Origin of the sequence: Pseudomonas sp. efr-133-TYG-103a (genome assembly GCF_030209235.1) — a bacterium.
Classification (GTDB): Bacteria; Pseudomonadota; Gammaproteobacteria; order Pseudomonadales; family Pseudomonadaceae; genus Aquipseudomonas.
In genome coordinates, this window is the sequence record NZ_JARVSK010000001.1 from 149,070 (window position 1) to 165,302 (window position 16,233).

Genomic DNA, 16,233 nt, shown 5'->3' on the forward strand with positions numbered 1-16,233 from the left:
TTGTCTCTATCTTTGTGTATAGAGCGACAATTTCGTGCACAGAAGCAACCCTTTGCCTGATTTCTGCCCGCAGCAAGCTAGTCTCATCAGCGAGCCTCACGAAGGCTCGATCACTCGCCTGAGCCCGCCACCACGCGGGTCTACGAAGAGGTCTTTATGAAAATCCGCGAGCTCGCAAAACACTGGGAACAGACCGCCAAGGGTCGCCTGACCAAAACCGGCTATGCGATTCACCTGGACGTCGAAGCGGCGGCACGCCTGGCGGCGATTGCCGAAATGTACCCCAAGCGCACACCTGAAGAATTGCTCGGCGAGCTGATCGGCGCCGCGCTGGAAGAGCTGGAAGAAAGCTTTCCGTATGTCCAGGGTCAACACGTCGTCGCGACCGACGAGGAAGGCGATCCGTTGTATGAGGACGTCGGCCCGACACCTCGTTTTCTTGCCTTGTCGCGTCGTCATCTCGAAGATTTGTCCGAACAGCAGGACACTCCGCAGCACTGATCACGACGTCGTTTTCAGACACCTTTCAAAGCGCACGCCGACCAGCAATGCCGGGCGTGACGTGCGTTTTTGTGCGCCAATTTTTCAGCGTCAAACTTACACCGAGTAACAAAGCTACCGGGTTTGAGAAGCAAATTGTCTGAACTATTCAAAAATCGCACAGGTCGGAGCAGTTAGCCATTACAGAAAAAGCCGACAGATGGCAGCGGATTTCAGGCCCTGCCATCCATCCGCACAGGCTCACCGCTGAATGGAAATAACCTAGTTTTCAGGAGTTACACAATGGAGTTGATCACCATGAATACCAGCACTGCCAAAACCACGTTCAACGGCCTGCGCGGGCTGAAACTGGCCGCGCTGGCACTGGGTACCAGCTTCCTTCTGGCCGGTTGCGCAGGCAATCCTCCAAGCGAGCAGTACGCAGTGACCCAATCTGCAGTGAATGCTGCAGTCAGCGCAGGCGGCACCGAATACGCAGCAGTCGAAATGAAATCGGCACAAGACAAATTCAAACAGGCCGAGCTGTTCATGCAGGAAAAGAAATACGACGAAGCTCGTAAATATGCCGAGCAAGCTGAGTGGGATGCCCGTGTAGCCGAGCGTAAGGCCCAGGCCGCCAAGGCTCAGAAAGCAGTGCAGGATGCTCGTCAGGGCGTCAACGAATTGCGTGAAGAAGGTCTGCGCCAGGCTCAGCCGGTCAGCCAGTAATCCCACGCACTTCAAGCATTGGCCATTGATTTAAAGGACGAAAATATTATGCGTAAACAAGTACTTATTCCTGCCCTGCTGGCTCTGAGCGTTGGTCTGGCTGCGTGCTCCTCGCAACCTAACGTGAACCTGGAACAAGCCCGCACCAACTACTCCGCGCTGCAAAGCAATCCTAAATCCACCGAGCTGGCGGCGCTGGAAACCAAAGATGCCAGCGAATGGCTCGACAAGGCCGACTCCGCGTATCGCAACCACGATGACGAGAAAAAAGTCGACCAACTGGCCTATCTGACCAACCAGCGCGTTGAGCTGGCCAAGCAGACCATCAACCTGAAGACTGCTGAAAACGATCTGAAAAACGCCGCCGCCCAACGCGCTCAAGCTCGTCTGGACGCCCGCGATGCGCAGATCAAGCAACTGCAGAACAGCCTGAACGCCAAGCAGACTGAACGCGGCACGCTGGTAACCTTCGGCGACGTACTGTTTGACCTGAACAAGGCTGAACTGAAATCCGCAGGTCTGGTGAACGTTAACAAGCTGGCGCAGTTCCTCCAGGAAAACCCTGATCGCAAAGTGATCGTCGAGGGTTACACCGACAGCACCGGCTCCGCCACTTACAACCAGTCGCTGTCCGAGCGCCGCGCTGATTCGGTGCGCATGGCGCTGATCAAGATGGGCGTGAGCATGGACCGCGTTGTGGCTCAGGGCTACGGCAAGGAATACCCGGTTGCCGATAACGCCAGCGCGTCGGGTCGCGCCATGAACCGTCGCGTGGAAGTGACCATTTCCAACGACAACCAGCCAGTAGCACCGCGTTCTTCGATGCAGTGATACGCTGGGCGCGGTGATGGATTAGCCGCTGTAAGTCAGAAGGCCCCGTTTGCGAATGCAGACGGGGCCTTTTTTTGTGTGCGTGATTTGCGGTGCCGGTTCTGCTGCCGCTGTGCGCCAGATCGCGGGCAAGCGCGCGCCTACAGACGGGGCGTCGACCACATATCACGCCGGAGGATTGGCCAATGATGCGTCACTGCAGCTTCTGCGGCGTCTCCTGCCCCATGCATCTCACGGCTTGTTTGCGTTCGTTCACCAGCACGCCCGTCAGCCCTTTCTGCTCGGTATCGAACAACACCATCACCCCGTCGATGCACTGGGCGACCTGGGGCGCTGGTTCCAGGGCGACTTTGTAGTCCTGCCCTGGAAGGGTCTTGAGCATGGTGAATTCGCTCAGCCGCAACGCGTCCTCAGGCCGGGCGAAGTGCAGATAGCCGTAGTACCAGAGCGTTCCTACTGTCAGAAAGATGCAGCCGATTCCTGTCAGGATCTGCGGGATCGCGTTGCGCTCCTCAGTCATCGCGCAGACTCTGCCGACGGCGTTGGCGATGCCGCAGAAGGCTTGAGATTTGCCTGCGGGTCAGGGTAATCGGGGACTTCGGCCAGACGACGCAGGCCGTTGAAGTGCTGTGGGTCATCCAGGTAGCGCACCATAACTTCGCGCCAGGTCGGATCGGCGAAGGTCTGTACATGCGGCCCGCGCGTGAGTTGCAGGACCCGCGGCGGCGGTGCGGCCTGATACAGACTGATGCCGTTGTGCAGCGGAATCTGGGCGTCGTCCAGGCTCTGGAACAGCAACATCGGCGTACCCTTGAGCTGGCTGATGCCATTGATGGCGCTGTCGCCATCGGGGATCACCCACGACAGCGGCCGCTTGAACGGCCAGGTCAGCCACGACGTGCCAAGCGTGTAGCGAGCGACTTCGCGGTAACTGGCAGGCACCCCATCGAGCACCAGCGCCTTGACCCGCGCCCGTTGCTGAGGATGCTCGGCCAGATAATGCACGCCCAGCGCCCCACCGATACTCTGCCCCAACACCACCAGCGGCTTGCCCTGCACCTGCGGCGCCGTGTTCAACCAGTCGAATGCGGCATCGATATCCTGATAGATCGCAGGCAGGCTGGGGTCGCCTTCCGAATGGCCGTAACCCCGATAATCGAGCAGCAACACTTGGTAGCCCTGCTCGGGCAGCCACCAACTGCCGCCCAGATGCCACGACATATTGCCGCCGTTGCCGTGCAGATGAAGCACCGTGCCTTTCACGGCGACGCCCTCTTTGACCGGCAAGAACCAGGCATTGAGCTTCTTGCCGTCCGCAGTGGTGAGAGTGAGATCACGGTAAGCCAGGTGCGCCTTGTCCGGGGTCAGCGGGACGTCGCGCTCCGGGTAGAACAGCAGTTCGCTGCAACCGGTGAGCCAGACGAACGTGATCAGAGCGACGAGGGTCTTCAAACGGATTTTATCCTTGATCTTTCAGCTGTGAATGAACGTCTTCGCGCAAGCTGGCTGCCCACTGTGTGACACGCTCAAGGGCGGGAACTGGCTCGCGAAGGCGTCAGTGACATCACTGCACCGCTCGCGTTACAGGATATTCGAGTAATCCGCTTCGATCCGGTCCAGGCTCAAATGGTTCAGGAAGTTGGAGAAGCACATCCAGGCCGACAACGCATTCATGTCGCGGAACTGATCGGGCAGGTATTTGGGCGGCACCACCAGGCCCTCGTCCACCAACTGGCGCAGCGTGCGCATGTCCTCAAGCGTGGTTTTGCCACAGAACAGCAGCGGCACCTGCTCCAGCTTGCCCTTCCTCACGGCCAACTGAATGTAGTTGTAAACCATGATGAAGCCCTTCAGGTAGGACAAGTCCTTGGTGAATGGCAGACCATTAGGAACAGAGCCACGGAAAACGCGGCTGGCATTGCCATAACTTTCCGACATGCCGAAGCCCTGTTCGCGATAGAACTCGAACACCTGGAGGAAATCCGCACCTTCCTCGGCCATATGAATCGCCCGGGTGCGGTTAGTGAGCTTGCGCAGGCGGCTGGGGTAGGACGCGAACCCGATGACTTCCATGAGAATCGCCAGCCCTTCCTGAGTGACCGTCGACGAGGGCGGGCCCTTGGCCAGGAAGGTGCAGATGGGCTGATTCAGGCCGTTCAGCGTCGTGCCCACGTGAACCAGCCCTTCATGCACCTCCAGCGCGCGCACGTCTCGCTCGTTGAACATCGCATCGCTGCGGATCTTGATGTAATCGGCGCCCGCCGCCGCATCGGCAACGATGCCGTCGGACTTGAACACACGAATGGTTTCCTCGGCCTCGCCAAACGTGCGATTGAGCCGACTCTGCAGCATCGCCACGGCGTCCTTGGCGGTCAGGATCTTGGGCTCATCCTTGAGATCGCCTCGCCCGGCGATGTTGTTCAGGTAATCGGACAGCATCAGGCCGAGGTCGGCCAGGGTCGGGTCACCGGCGTGAAAGGCATCGGAGGCCGCGCCGTACAACTCCTGAGAAATCAGCCCGAAGTCCGGGGTGCCGCGCGCCTCCAGCATGCGGACCACCATGCGGTATTCCTTGCACATGCGCCGCATGATCTGCCCGACCGGGTTGAACTGCCCCAGCTGCCGGGTGATGTCGCGCTCGATATTCTGAAATTCCAGCTTCAACGCGCCGGAGTCGAATCCCAGCGGGCGGTTCTCGTAATAGGCACGATCGATTTCAGGGAGTTGCTTGCCTTTGGCAGCGAGGAAATTCTTGCGGATGCTCTCGTCCCACTTCACCGCATCGAGTACGCGAATCGGCGTCTGCGCCAACACGATACGATCGGACAACGTGCGAATCGTCTGCTGGTATTCGTCCACCCACTACCCCTTTTTTACCGGTGCGCTATTTGGTCATGCGCTGATATTGCGCGGCCTTGAGGAAGACATCGGAGTTGGCGGTGTCATCCAGATAGGCAAATACTTTGTCCATGGACGTGCTGATCAGCACGCCGTCACCTTTCTCGGTTTCAATGGCCTGGCCCTCGAAAACCTTCTGCTCGACCAGTTGCTGCATGCGCTCCAGGTCCAGGTCATACACCACCAGTTCGTCGGCGGCATTATCGTTGTCGTTGTCGACCAGGTCGAAACCACCGATCACGTAGTTGGAGCCGTACTTTTCAGGCAACCGGCCGCAGATGTACCAGCGACCGCCGTGACGCGACACGGTGAAGGTGTACTCGTCCCGATTCTTGCGGTCGCCCTTGCGATAACTGACCGCCCTGTACTGATTGACGCCCGCGCGGCTGATCTCCAGCTCCAGCGGCTCGCCCCAGGCATTTTTGCTGGTCCAGGTGCCGAGCAGCTTGGGCGGCGCGGCTTCGCTGGATGGAACCGGATCCTTGAAAGTCACCAGGCATCCGCTCAACAGCGCGAACGACAAGGCGAGCAACACGCTCCAGACTTTCATCGGGTTCTCCTTGAATGAAGCGTTTTCAGGCGGCCGACGGCTTCGCGGTGCCCAGAACCAGATGCATCTGGCGAGTAAGAATAGCGAGCATTTCTTCATCTGCGTCGGGCTGAGGCCCGTTAAGCAAACCCTGATATTCCATCCGCCCGATAAGCCCCGTCAACACTTGGGCATCCAGTTGCGGTTGAGTCGAGCCCATGACCTCGAGAAACTGGGCGCTGCCTTGCAACAGAATCTGCTGATGCGCGCCCACCAGCGGCGCCAGACGCGGGTTGATGAGGGCTTCGAGACGGAACGCATGCTCAGCGATCAATTGATCGCGACGGGTCAGCAGTTGATGACGCACGTACTCCATGGTCATGCGGGCGATCTCATCCGCCAGCCGGGCGCGGGCCTCGGCGCTGCCGTCATTGCGCGCGACCATTTCGCGCAACAGGGTTTCGGTGTTGGTCCACAGCTTGGCCATGTAGGCGGCGCTGCGCTCGACGTATTGGGCGAAGGCATCGGTGAGCAAGTCATCGATGTCCTTGAAATAGTAGGTGGTGGCCGAGAGCGGCACTTGCGCCTCGGCCGCCACGGCGCGATGGCGTACCGCGCGCACGCCTTCGCGAATGAGGATGCGCATGGCGGCATCGAGGATCTGCTGCCGGCGCTGTTCGCTGCCCTGTCGACTTGCCTTACGGCCCTGATACTGAACACTCTGCGCGACTGCCGTGGCAAGACCAGCGGCTCCCTTGTGAGCGATCATACGATTCACAACAGGTTTTCCTCTTTGAATGACTAGCAGGCGCGGAGCCTGTAGGAGCTTGGCTTGTCCCGCGATCGGCGGGGAACCCGTCGTAAACCCTGAGCACACGGTTTTCCTGATACACCGCATTCGCCGGTTTTGCGACGACTGCGTCGCCGATCGCGAGACAAGCCACGCTCCTACCGTTGGCCTGCGTGACTGTAATAGACAAAAAAAAAGCCGCCCTGCTCAGGCGGCTTGTTTTACAACGCTCAGGCTTGCGGCCGCATGTGCGGGAACAGGATGACGTCGCGGATCGATGGCGAGTTGGTCAGCAGCATGACCAGACGGTCGATACCGATGCCCTCGCCCGCTGTCGGCGGCATGCCGTACTCCAGCGCACGGACGAAGTCAGCGTCGTAATGCATGGCTTCGTCGTCGCCCGCGTCCTTGTCGGCCACCTGCGCCATGAAACGCTCGGCCTGGTCTTCCGCGTCGTTGAGCTCGGAGTAGGCGTTGGCGATTTCACGACCACCGATGAACAGCTCGAAGCGGTCGGTGACGCTCGGGTTTTCATCGTTGCGGCGCGCCAGCGGCGACACTTCGAACGGGTACTGAGTGATGAAGTGCGGCTGCTCCAGCTTGTGCTCGACCAGTTCTTCGAAAATCATCACCTGCAATTTGCCCAGGCCTTCGAAACCCAGCACCTTGGCGCCGGCTTTCTTGGCGATCGCGCGGGCCTTGTCGATGTCGTTCAGGTCGTCAGCGGTCAGGTCCGGGTTGTACTTGAGGATCGAATCGAACACCGACAGACGCGCAAACGGCTCGCCGAAGTGGAACACCTTGTCGCCATAAGGAACGTCGGTGGTGCCCAGCACCAGCTGCGCCAGTTCGCGGAACAGCTCCTCGGTCAGGTCCATGTTGTCTTCGTAATCGGCGTAGGCCTGATAGAACTCCAACATGGTGAATTCCGGGTTGTGCCGGGTCGAGACGCCTTCGTTACGGAAGTTGCGGTTGATCTCGAAAACCTTTTCGAACCCGCCGACGACCAGACGCTTGAGGTACAGCTCAGGGGCGATCCGCAGGAACATGGCCATGTCCAGCGCGTTGTGGTGAGTTTCGAACGGCTTGGCCGCCGCACCGCCAGGAATGGTCTGCAGCATCGGCGTTTCGACTTCCAGGAAGTCGCGCTTCATCAGGAAGCTGCGGATGTGAGCGATGACCTGCGAGCGCACGCGAAAGGTCTCGCGCACTTCTTCGTTGACCATCAGGTCGACGTAGCGCTGACGGTAGCGCTGCTCGGTGTCAGTCAGGCCGTGGTGCTTGTCGGGCAATGGACGCAGCGATTTGGTCAGCAGACGAACGCTGGTCATCTCGACGTAAAGATCGCCTTTGCCGGAACGTGCCAGCGTACCTTCGGCGGCGATGATGTCGCCCAGGTCCCAGGTCTTGACGGCTGCCAGGGTTTCCTCGGGCAGCGTCTTGCGGTTGACGTAGACCTGAATGCGACCGGTCATGTCCTGGATCACCATGAACGAGCCACGGTTGAGCATGATGCGACCGGCAACCTTGACCGGGATCGCCGCCTCAGCCAGCTCTTCCTTGGTCTTGTCCGCGTATTGCTTCTGCAGGTCGTTGCAGTAGCTGTCGCGGCGGAAGTCGTTCGGGAAGGCCTGACCCTTGGCGCGCTCGGCAGCAAGCTTTTCCTTGCGCAGGGCGATCAGGGTGTTTTCTTCCTGTTGCTGGGCTTGCGGGTCGAGTTGTTGGTCGCTCATGTCTTTAGATTTTCCATCACAGGTTCGTTGCTTCTTGCCACGGGCAAGGGATCGCGGGGCGGTCACGTGTAGAAACGCGCCGCGCCCGCAACAGTGGTGTCGCGATTACAGCCCCTGCTTGAGGCTCGCTTCCAGGTAACCGTCGAGGTCGCCGTCGAGCACCTTATTGCAGTCGCTGCGCTCAACGCCGGTACGCAGGTCCTTGATGCGCGAGTCATCGAGGACGTACGAGCGGATCTGGTGACCCCAGCCGATGTCCGACTTGGTGTCTTCCAGCGCCTGGGACGCCGCGTTGCGCTTCTGCATTTCCAGCTCGTACAACTTGGCCCGCAGCATTTTCATGGCGGTGTCCTTGTTCGCGTGCTGGGAGCGCTCGTTCTGGCAGCTGACCACGGTGTTGGTCGGCACGTGGGTGATACGCACCGCCGAGTCGGTGGTGTTGACGTGCTGACCACCGGCACCGGACGAACGATAGGTATCGATGCGCAGGTCCGACGGGTTGATGTCGATCTCGATGCGGTCATCGATCTCGGGGGAAACGAACACCGCCGAGAACGAGGTATGACGACGGGCGCCGGAGTCGAACGGGCTCTTGCGCACCAGACGGTGCACGCCGATCTCGGTGCGCAGCCAGCCGAAGGCGTACTCGCCCTTGATGTGCACGGTGGCGCCTTTGATGCCGGCGACTTCGCCTTCGGACAGCTCCATGATGGTGGCATCGAAGCCACGCTTGTCGGCCCAGCGCAGGTACATGCGCAGCAGGATGTTGGCCCAGTCCTGCGCTTCGGTGCCGCCGGAACCGGCCTGGATGTCCAGGTAGGCGTTGTTGGGGTCCATCTCGCCGCTGAACATGCGGCGGAATTCGAGCTTGGCGAGGGATTCTTCGAGACCTTCGAGCAGCTCGACAACGTCATTGACAGTGCCTTCGTCGTTCTCTTCGACGGCCATGTCCAGCAGTTCTTTGGCGTCAGCCAGACCGGAACTCATTTCGTCCAGGGTTTCGACGATCTGCGCCAGCGTCGAACGCTCGCGGCCCAGCGCCTGAGCGTATTCGGGTTTGTTCCAGACGTTGGGGTCTTCCAGCTCGCGGTTGACTTCGGTCAGGCGATCACTTTTGTGATCGTAGTCAAAGATACCCCCGAATGGACTGGGAGCGCTCGGACAGGTCCTTGATGGTGTTCAGGATCGGATTGATTTCCATGGTCGACAGGACTCGCAGGCGAAATTTTCAAAGCCGACGAGTATACCCCAGCCGCCCTTGGGATGGCAGTCCGTTGGGCAGGGGTTGCAGGGGTAGTCTGGCACTCGACGCGTCTTTTACCCCACCGCCACCTGATTACGCCCGTTGTGTTTGGCCGCATACAGTCCCTGGTCGGCGCTCTGGATCAACTGGCGGCTGTGGCTGCCGACCTGCGGAACGACGGTGGACAGGCCGATGCTCACGGTCAGGGTCGAGCCCTGAGTGGGTGCGTTGTGCGGGATGTTCATGGCGGCGACGGTCTGGCGCAGCTTTTCGGCCAGCAGTCGCGCGCCGCCCGGCGAGGTGTTCGGCAAGACCAGCGCGAACTCTTCGCCACCGTAGCGTGCAGGCAGGTCCGAGGGCCGGCTGCAACTGGCGCGGATGGCCTTGGCGACCTGACGCAGCGCTTCGTCGCCTTCCAGGTGACCGAAGCTGTCGTTGTACATTTTGAAGTAGTCGACATCGATCATCATCAGCGACAGCTGCGTCTGCTCACGCGTTGCCCGGCGCCATTCCAGCTCAAGGTATTCATCGAAGTGGCGACGGTTCGACAGGCCGGTCAGGCCATCGGAGTTCATCAGCCGTTGCAGGACGAGGTTGGTGTCCAGCAGCTGCTGCTGACTGACGCGCAACGCGCGATAGGCTTCGTCTCGCTGCAACAGGGTCATGTAGGAGCGCGAGTGATAGCGGATACGCGCCACCAGCTCGATGTTGTCCGGCAGCTTGACCAGGTAATCGTTGGCCCCGGCAGCAAAGGCCGCGCTCTTGATCAGCGGGTCTTCCTTGGTCGACAGGACGATGATCGGGATGTCGCGGGTGGCAGGATTGTTGCGGTATTCGCGCACCAGCGTCAGGCCGTCGAGACCGGGCATGACCAGGTCCTGCAGAATGACCGTCGGCTTGATCTGGATCGCCTGGGCGATGGCCTGATGCGGATCGGCGCAAAAATGGAAGTCGATGTTTTCTTCGTGCGCCAGCCCACGCCGGACTGCCTCGCCGATCATTGCCTGATCGTCGACCAGCAACACCATGGCAGCGTTTTCGTCCGTGGCGTTTATCTCGTCCAGCTGCAAATCATGCATTCAGGGTCTCCTGGTCACAGGCGGGCTGTGAAATCACCTGGAAATTCATTGGGTGAAAACCTCTTTCAAGCGAGGCGCAATCGTGTCCAGCGAGCGAATCTCCATGGCTGCATCGATGGCCGCTGCCGCTTTGGGCATGCCGTACACCGCGCAACTTTGCTGGTTCTGGGCGATGGTCAGAAAACCCCGCTGACGCATCAGCTTGAGCCCCTGGGCACCATCACGTCCCATGCCAGTCAACAGAACGCCCACTGCGTCACCGTTCCAATAGCTGGCCACACTCTCGAAGAACACATCGATCGAGGGCCTGTAAATCTCGTTCACCGGCTCGGCGGTATAGGCCAGCGTGCCGTTCTTCAACAGACGAATATGGTGGTTGGTACCGGCCAGCAGTACGGTTCCACCTTGCGGCGGCTCGCCATCGCGAGCCAGCCTGACGGCAAGCCCCGAAGAGCTGCTCAACCACTGCGCCATGCCGGCCGCGAACACCTGATCCACATGCTGCACCAGCACGATGGCCGCCGGAAAGTCTTTCGGCAGGCCCTTGAGCAGCACTTCCAGCGCCGCCGGCCCGCCCGCCGACGATCCGATCGCGATCAGGCCCTGACGCTGCGCGGATGCACTCAACGGGGGCGGCGCCTGACGCACGCGACTGTCACGCTGGCCAATGAGCCAGCCTATATTAAGTATCTTGCGTAACAAAGGTGCGGCCGCATCCTTCGGGTTACCGGCACCGATCGCGGGCGTGTCCACCACGTCCAGCGCGCCATGCCCCATGGCCTCGAAAACCCGGTGAACATTCTGCTCGCGGTCCACGGTCACGATCACGATCGCGCACGGCGTTGCCGCCATGATACGTCGAGTTGCCTCTACGCCGTCCATGACCGGCATGATCAGATCCATCAGGATCAGGTCCGGGGTCAGTTCGGCGCAACGCTCGACCGCCTCTGCCCCGTTACTGGCGACCCACACAATCTGATGCGCCGGCTCGAAAGCCAGCGCCCGACGCAACGCCTCGACGGCCATGGGCATGTCGTTGACGATGGCGATTTTCATCCCTGCGCATCTCCTATCAACTCAACGACGGCGTCGAGCAGCGCATCGTCGTGGAAACTGGCCTTGGCCAGATAATAGTCGGCGCCGGCATCCAGTCCTCGGCGTCGATCTTCTTCTCGATCCTTGTACGACACCACCATCACGGGCAATGACTGCAACCGGCTGTCACGCCGCAGCAAAGTGACCAATTCGATACCGTCCATGCGCGGCATGTCGATGTCAGTGATCAGCAGGTCGAAATCTTCGGCACGCAGCGCGTTCCAGCCGTCCATCCCATCCACGGCGACGGCGACTTCATAGCCGCGCCCCAGCAGCAGCTTGCGCTCCAACTCACGCACGGTGAGCGAATCGTCGACCACCAGCACACGCTTGCGCGCCTGGCTGTCGGCCTGACGATTGCGCCGGTCGATGCGCTCGAGACGTCCGGTATTGAGCAGTTTTTCCACGGAGCGCAGCATGTCTTCGACATCGATGATGAGCACCGCCGACCCGTCGTCCAGCAGCGCGCCGGCGGAGATATCCTGCACCTTGCCCAGGCGAGGATCCAGCGGCAACACCACCAGCGTGCGCTCACCGATGAAGCGCTCCACGGCCACGCCATAGACCGCGTCGCGTTCGCGGATCACCACCACTTTAAGCACGTCTTCGCTGTGCTGGGCGGCTGGCCGGTTGAGCAACTGACTGGCCGCGACCAGCCCCACATGGCGCTCTTCATGCCAGAAATGCTGACGGCCTTCCAGTTGCACGATCTCGTCGGCCTGCACGTCACGCATGCGCTCGATGTGTGCCAGCGGAAAGGCGTAGGCTTCGCCGCCCACTTCAACCACCAGACTGCGCACCACCGACAGCGTCAGCGGCACTTCAAGATGGAAGCGGCTGCCTTCCCCTGCCCGCTGATCGAGCTCCACGCCGCCGCGCAACTGACGAACCATATGTTGCACGGCGTCCAGACCGACGCCGCGTCCCGAAACTTCGGTCACCTTGTCGCGCATGCTGAAGCCGGGCAGGAACAGGAAGCTCAGCAGTTCTTCCTCGCTCAACTGCGCTGCGGTTTCGGCCGGCGACAACTTGCGCTCGATGATGCTGCGACGCAGGCGCTCTAGATCGACACCGGCGCCATCGTCGATCAGCTCGACGACAAGCAGACCGGCCTGATGCGAGGCCTTGAGCTGGATCAGGCCCTCGGCGGGCTTGCCGCTGGCAATACGCTGTTCGGGCAATTCGATGCCGTGATCCACGGCGTTGCGCAGCAAATGGGTGAGTGGCGCTTCGAGCTTTTCCAGGACATCGCGATCGACCTGAGTCTTCTCGCCTTCGATCTGCAGCCGCACCTGCTTGCCCAGCGAGCGGCCCAGATCACGGACCATCCGCGCTTGCCCGGTCAGCACGTCGGCAAACGGACGCATGCGGCACGCCAGCGCGGTGTCGTAGAGCAATTGCGCGCGCTGTGACGCCTGCCAGCCAAATTCGTCGAGGTCGGCGGTTTGCTGAATGAGCAGATGCTGCGCTTCGCTGAGCATGCGCCGCGCTTCGTCCAGCGCCTTCTGCGCGTCCGGATCGACGTTGGCGTCGAGCAGCGCTTCGAGATTGTCCAGCGCCCGGCTCGCCCCGCTCTGCGACCGTTTGACCCGCTGCATGGCGGTCAGATAAGGCTTGAGCCGCTGGGTCTCGACCAGCGACTTGCTCGACAGGTCCAGCAGGTTATTCAAGCGTTCCGCAGTCACTCGCAGGACGCGCTCCCCACCTTCGGCGACGCGGCGCTCGTTGCGCCGCTCCGCCTTCGGTGATGATTCGACTTCGGCTTCAGCCGGGGTCATCGGTGCAACGGGCGCGGCGGGCGGCTCGACCGGTGCCGGCCCATGCGCGGACTGCACCGAGGACACCAGCGACTGGGCATTGGCCAGCAGCAGGTCTTCCATCGACGGCGCAGGCGCCGGGGCAATGGCGGGCTTGCTGACCGCGCCGGGATCGACCAGCGCGTTCATCAGCGCCACATAGCCCTCGACATCGGCCTGGCCGACGCTGCTTTCGCCCGGCGTGGCGATGCGCATGAGCATATCGGTGCCCATCAGCAAGGCGTCGATGTGTTCGGCCTGCAGATGCAGACGGCCTTCCTGGGCGCCGACCAGGCAATCTTCCATGACGTGGGAAACGCTGACGCCCGCATCGACCCCGACAATACGTGCCGCGCCTTTGAGCGAGTGGGCAGCGCGCATGCAGGCTTCCAGCTGATCGGCCTGAGTCGGGTTGCGTTCGAGTGCCAGCAGGCCTGCGCTGAGCACTTGGGTCTGCGCCTCGGCTTCCAGCGTGAACAGTTCGAACAACGAGGCATCGCGCATCTGATCGGGCGTCATGTCAGGCTCCGGTTCACTGCCGACAACAGTTGTTCTTCGTCCAGCAGGCGCAGGCTGCGGTTTTTCCACTGCACCACGCCACGGGTGAATCGTGCATTGCCGTTGTGCGCCGGCGCCGATGCCGAATCCAGAAGACGGGCCTCGATCGCATGAATGCCATCGACCTCATCGACCGGCACCACCACGGGCCCGCCCTCGGCGGAGACGATCAACATGCGCGGCATGATCCGCGCGTTGACGGCGGGCGCGATAGACGCATCCAGCCCCAGCAGTTCGACGAACGACAGGCACGCCACCAGCGCGCCACGCACATTGGCAACGCCGAGCAAGGCGCGCGAGCGTTGATGCGGCAGCGAGTGGATCGCTTGCACCGGAGACACTTCGACCAGGCAGCGCGTCGGCAGGCCGAGCCACTCCTCGCCCAGCCGGAAGACCACGATGGAGCGGGTCTTGACGTCGCTTGCCAGCTCCTCGCTGTGCATCGACACCCGTTGTTCCTGCGCCAGCGCGTAGCGGTCCAGCAGGCGTGTGGCGGCCGCCGAATACACCGAGCAGTTGCGGCAGTGAATATGCTCCACCAGCAGCGGGCAGGACCGGTCGCCATGAATGCCGATACGGTTCCAGCAGTCGTCGATGGCCTGTGCGTCGTCGCTGACCAGCTCTGTGTGTACGCCGCTCATCGATTGTGTCCTTCTTTATTCACGCCCCGCGCGGCGCGTTCCTGCAAGCGACGCGCCCCGGCGCTGTCACCCTGAGCGGCCAGCAACGCGGCCAGTTGCGCCAGTGCTTCGGGGTGCTGCGGCTGCAGGTACAGCGCTTTGCGGTAGAAACGCTGGGCTGCGGCCGCCTCGCCGGTCACCTCACTGAGCAGGCCTTGCCAGTAAAACACCGCCGCGATGGGCTCATGACGCCTGAGGTACTGCTCGCAAGCGGCTTTGGCTTCGGCCGTGCGGCCTTCATTGGCCAGCGCCGCAATGCTGCCCAGCAAGGCTGCGGCCTCGCTGTTCCCGGGCGACTGAACGTCAGCGGGTCGGGCGGGCGACAACGGCGCGAATGGCTTGAGGGTGCTCTGACTGCGCGCGGCAGGCATGACAGGTCTGGCAACGCGCGCAGGCGGTTCCGCCGGCAGCGGCGGTCGTGCAGGCGCGGCAACGATGGCCAGCGGTTCGGGGCTCGCGTCATCGCGGCGTCGGAACGCAAAGGACTGCGCGATACCGATCGACACCATGCCCATGCGCCCCAACAGGCTGCCCTCGGCAGGACCGATAAACAGCACGCCGTCGTCGCGGGTCATGCGCTTGAGCGCTTCAAAACCCTGGCGCTGGGTGTCGACATCGAAGTAGATCAGCAGGTTGCGGCAGAACACGAAATCGTATGCCGACTGTGCCACCAGCAAGGTCGGATCCAGCAGATTGCCGGGCTGAAACACCACTTGCTCGCGCACCCGGTCCTGCAGACGGAAGCCGTCCTCGACCGGATCGAAATAGCGCTCGCGGAAGGTCAGCCGCTCACCACGAAATGAATTTTTGCCATACACGCCTCGACGCGCGCGCTGGATCGAAAGCGGGCTGATGTCGATGGCTTCGACCTTGAACTGCGCCGCCTGCAAACCGGCGTCGAACAAGGCCATGGCGATGGAATAAGGCTCCTCGCCCGTCGAACACGGCAGGCTCAGGATGCGCAGCGGCCGGACGCCGCCGAGCTGTTCCAGACGCGCACTGGCGAGTTTGCCCAGGGTGGCGAAGGATTCCGGATACCGGAAAAACCAGGTCTCCGGGACAATCACCGCTTCGATCAGCGCCTGTTGTTCGTCGGGCGAGCGCTGCAACAGTTGCCAGTAAGCGTCATGGCCGTCGAGCCGGGAAGTGGTGCACCGCTGGCGCACGGCGCGCTCGATGATCGCCTCGCCCACCGACGCGACGTCCAGCCCGATACGATCCTTGAGGAACGCGAAGAAGCGTGCGTCGCTGCTCATGGCGCGTCCTCAAATGGTTCGAGGCTCAGGGGCGTTTCCGGAAACAGCAATTCGCGCACCGCATCGCTGAGCAGATCCTCCACGCGAATCCACTGCAGCAAGCCGAGCTCATCTTCGCGAACCGGCCCAAGATACGGCGCCTGACGATTGTCCAGGCCGTAGTGCTTGAACTCGTCCGGGGCGCAACGCAAGGTATCGGTCGCCTGTTCGAGAATCAGCCCGAGCCACTGCGGTGCACGTTCGGCATGCGCTCGGTAGTGCACCAGCACCAGTCGGGTACTGGTGCGCGACTGCGCCGCGTGCCCGAACGTCAGTGCACTCAGGTCAATCACCGGCACCACCGCGCCACGGTGGGCGAACACGCCGGCCACCCAGTGCGGCGCATGAGCGATGGGCTTGAGCACCAGACGCGGCAGCACTTCGGCGACGGCCGTGGCCTCCAGCGCGTAGCGTTCCGCGCCGATGCGAAACAGCAGGAACAGCTTGTTTTTCGGCACGACCACGGCGCTGCGTTTGGCTGAATGCTCGATCATGGC

The 16,233-nt window shown here is 61.6% G+C and carries 16 protein-coding genes; 3 read left to right on the forward strand and 13 right to left on the reverse strand.

Annotated elements, in window-relative coordinates; genetic code table 11:
* Positions 1-156 precede the first annotated feature (156 nt).
* The 3 genes from QRN36_RS00730 to QRN36_RS00740 all read left to right on the forward strand — a co-directional run bounded on the left by QRN36_RS00730 (position 157) and on the right by QRN36_RS00740 (position 2,040).
* Positions 157-501, forward strand: a complete 345-nt coding sequence (locus QRN36_RS00730; RefSeq protein ID WP_285422396.1) for a pilin assembly protein — start codon at positions 157-159, stop codon at positions 499-501.
* A 282-nt stretch (positions 502-783) separates the two neighbouring features.
* Entirely contained in the window at positions 784-1,209 is a 426-nt protein-coding gene (locus tag QRN36_RS00735; RefSeq protein ID WP_093463226.1) for a DUF4398 domain-containing protein, read from the forward strand.
* A gap of 48 nt (positions 1,210-1,257) precedes the next feature.
* Positions 1,258-2,040 carry an OmpA family protein gene (locus QRN36_RS00740; protein ID WP_285422397.1) on the forward strand — a complete coding sequence of 261 codons (783 nt, stop codon included), beginning with the start codon at positions 1,258-1,260 and terminating at the stop codon, positions 2,038-2,040.
* 193 nt (positions 2,041-2,233) lie between these two features.
* On the opposite strand, the gene QRN36_RS00745 is transcribed toward QRN36_RS00740, so the two are convergent.
* The 13 genes from QRN36_RS00745 to QRN36_RS00805 all read right to left on the reverse strand — a co-directional run bounded on the left by QRN36_RS00745 (position 2,234) and on the right by QRN36_RS00805 (position 16,230).
* Positions 2,234-2,560: a hypothetical protein gene (locus QRN36_RS00745; protein WP_285422398.1), complete on the reverse strand. Its 327-nt coding sequence runs from the start codon at positions 2,558-2,560 to the stop codon at positions 2,234-2,236.
* A complete protein-coding gene (locus QRN36_RS00750; RefSeq protein WP_285422399.1) occupies positions 2,557-3,492 on the reverse strand; it encodes an alpha/beta hydrolase in 936 nt (311 codons plus the stop codon). The genes QRN36_RS00745 and QRN36_RS00750 overlap by 4 nt, the downstream gene beginning before the upstream one ends.
* A gap of 129 nt (positions 3,493-3,621) precedes the next feature.
* Positions 3,622-4,899: a flavohemoglobin expression-modulating QEGLA motif protein gene (locus QRN36_RS00755; protein ID WP_285422400.1), complete on the reverse strand. Its 1,278-nt coding sequence runs from the start codon at positions 4,897-4,899 to the stop codon at positions 3,622-3,624.
* 25 nt (positions 4,900-4,924) lie between these two features.
* The gene (locus QRN36_RS00760) at positions 4,925-5,488 is read right to left on the reverse strand and encodes a hypothetical protein (protein ID WP_285422401.1); all 564 of its coding nucleotides are present in this window, start codon (positions 5,486-5,488) and stop codon (positions 4,925-4,927) included.
* Positions 5,489-5,513: 25 nt separating this feature from the next.
* Positions 5,514-6,236, reverse strand: a complete 723-nt coding sequence (locus QRN36_RS00765; RefSeq protein ID WP_285422578.1) for a TetR/AcrR family transcriptional regulator — start codon at positions 6,234-6,236, stop codon at positions 5,514-5,516.
* Between the two features lie 251 nt (positions 6,237-6,487).
* The gene (gene lysS / locus QRN36_RS00770) at positions 6,488-7,990 is read right to left on the reverse strand and encodes a lysine--tRNA ligase (protein ID WP_285422402.1); all 1,503 of its coding nucleotides are present in this window, start codon (positions 7,988-7,990) and stop codon (positions 6,488-6,490) included.
* A 105-nt stretch (positions 7,991-8,095) separates the two neighbouring features.
* Positions 8,096-9,191 (reverse strand): peptide chain release factor 2 gene (prfB, locus tag QRN36_RS00775; protein WP_143070291.1). Its coding sequence is split into 2 segments (ribosomal slippage): positions 8,096-9,118 and positions 9,120-9,191, totalling 1,095 coding nucleotides; the frame shifts between segments, so codons are not numbered across the junction.
* Positions 9,192-9,307: 116 nt separating this feature from the next.
* Positions 9,308-10,312, reverse strand: a complete 1,005-nt coding sequence (locus tag QRN36_RS00780; RefSeq protein WP_285422403.1) for a PleD family two-component system response regulator — start codon at positions 10,310-10,312, stop codon at positions 9,308-9,310.
* A 45-nt stretch (positions 10,313-10,357) separates the two neighbouring features.
* Positions 10,358-11,368: a chemotaxis response regulator protein-glutamate methylesterase gene (locus tag QRN36_RS00785; RefSeq protein ID WP_285422404.1), complete on the reverse strand. Its 1,011-nt coding sequence runs from the start codon at positions 11,366-11,368 to the stop codon at positions 10,358-10,360.
* Positions 11,365-13,722 carry a hybrid sensor histidine kinase/response regulator gene (locus tag QRN36_RS00790; RefSeq protein ID WP_285422405.1) on the reverse strand — a complete coding sequence of 786 codons (2,358 nt, stop codon included), beginning with the start codon at positions 13,720-13,722 and terminating at the stop codon, positions 11,365-11,367. The genes QRN36_RS00785 and QRN36_RS00790 overlap by 4 nt, the downstream gene beginning before the upstream one ends.
* Positions 13,719-14,402 carry a chemotaxis protein CheW gene (locus QRN36_RS00795; protein WP_285422406.1) on the reverse strand — a complete coding sequence of 228 codons (684 nt, stop codon included), beginning with the start codon at positions 14,400-14,402 and terminating at the stop codon, positions 13,719-13,721. Before QRN36_RS00795 ends, QRN36_RS00790 begins: the two co-directional genes overlap by 4 nt.
* Positions 14,399-15,697: a CheR family methyltransferase gene (locus QRN36_RS00800; protein ID WP_285422407.1), complete on the reverse strand. Its 1,299-nt coding sequence runs from the start codon at positions 15,695-15,697 to the stop codon at positions 14,399-14,401. The genes QRN36_RS00795 and QRN36_RS00800 overlap by 4 nt, the downstream gene beginning before the upstream one ends.
* Complete coding sequence (locus tag QRN36_RS00805) at positions 15,694-16,230, reverse strand: chemotaxis protein CheW (protein ID WP_285422408.1); 537 nt, start codon at positions 16,228-16,230, stop codon at positions 15,694-15,696. Before QRN36_RS00805 ends, QRN36_RS00800 begins: the two co-directional genes overlap by 4 nt.
* Between the last annotated feature and the right edge of the window lie 3 nt (positions 16,231-16,233).

Bases quoted from the DNA above. Each gene is read 5' to 3' on its own strand.
- QRN36_RS00785 (WP_285422404.1), bottom strand. From the start codon at position 11,368: ATGAAAATCGCCATCGTCAACGACATGCCCATGGCCGTCGAGGCGTTG.
- lysS (WP_285422402.1), bottom strand. From the start codon at position 7,990: ATGAGCGACCAACAACTCGACCCGCAAGCCCAGCAACAGGAAGAAAAC.
- QRN36_RS00795 (WP_285422406.1), bottom strand. From the start codon at position 14,402: ATGAGCGGCGTACACACAGAGCTGGTCAGCGACGACGCACAGGCCATC.
- QRN36_RS00760 (WP_285422401.1), bottom strand. From the start codon at position 5,488: ATGAAAGTCTGGAGCGTGTTGCTCGCCTTGTCGTTCGCGCTGTTGAGC.
- QRN36_RS00730 (WP_285422396.1), top strand. From the start codon at position 157: ATGAAAATCCGCGAGCTCGCAAAACACTGGGAACAGACCGCCAAGGGT.
- QRN36_RS00805 (WP_285422408.1), bottom strand. From the start codon at position 16,230: ATGATCGAGCATTCAGCCAAACGCAGCGCCGTGGTCGTGCCGAAAAAC.
- QRN36_RS00780 (WP_285422403.1), bottom strand. From the start codon at position 10,312: ATGCATGATTTGCAGCTGGACGAGATAAACGCCACGGACGAAAACGCT.
- QRN36_RS00735 (WP_093463226.1), top strand. From the start codon at position 784: ATGGAGTTGATCACCATGAATACCAGCACTGCCAAAACCACGTTCAAC.
- QRN36_RS00740 (WP_285422397.1), top strand. From the start codon at position 1,258: ATGCGTAAACAAGTACTTATTCCTGCCCTGCTGGCTCTGAGCGTTGGT.
- QRN36_RS00790 (WP_285422405.1), bottom strand. From the start codon at position 13,722: ATGACGCCCGATCAGATGCGCGATGCCTCGTTGTTCGAACTGTTCACG.
- QRN36_RS00800 (WP_285422407.1), bottom strand. From the start codon at position 15,697: ATGAGCAGCGACGCACGCTTCTTCGCGTTCCTCAAGGATCGTATCGGG.
- QRN36_RS00745 (WP_285422398.1), bottom strand. From the start codon at position 2,560: ATGACTGAGGAGCGCAACGCGATCCCGCAGATCCTGACAGGAATCGGC.
- QRN36_RS00765 (WP_285422578.1), bottom strand. From the start codon at position 6,236: ATGATCGCTCACAAGGGAGCCGCTGGTCTTGCCACGGCAGTCGCGCAG.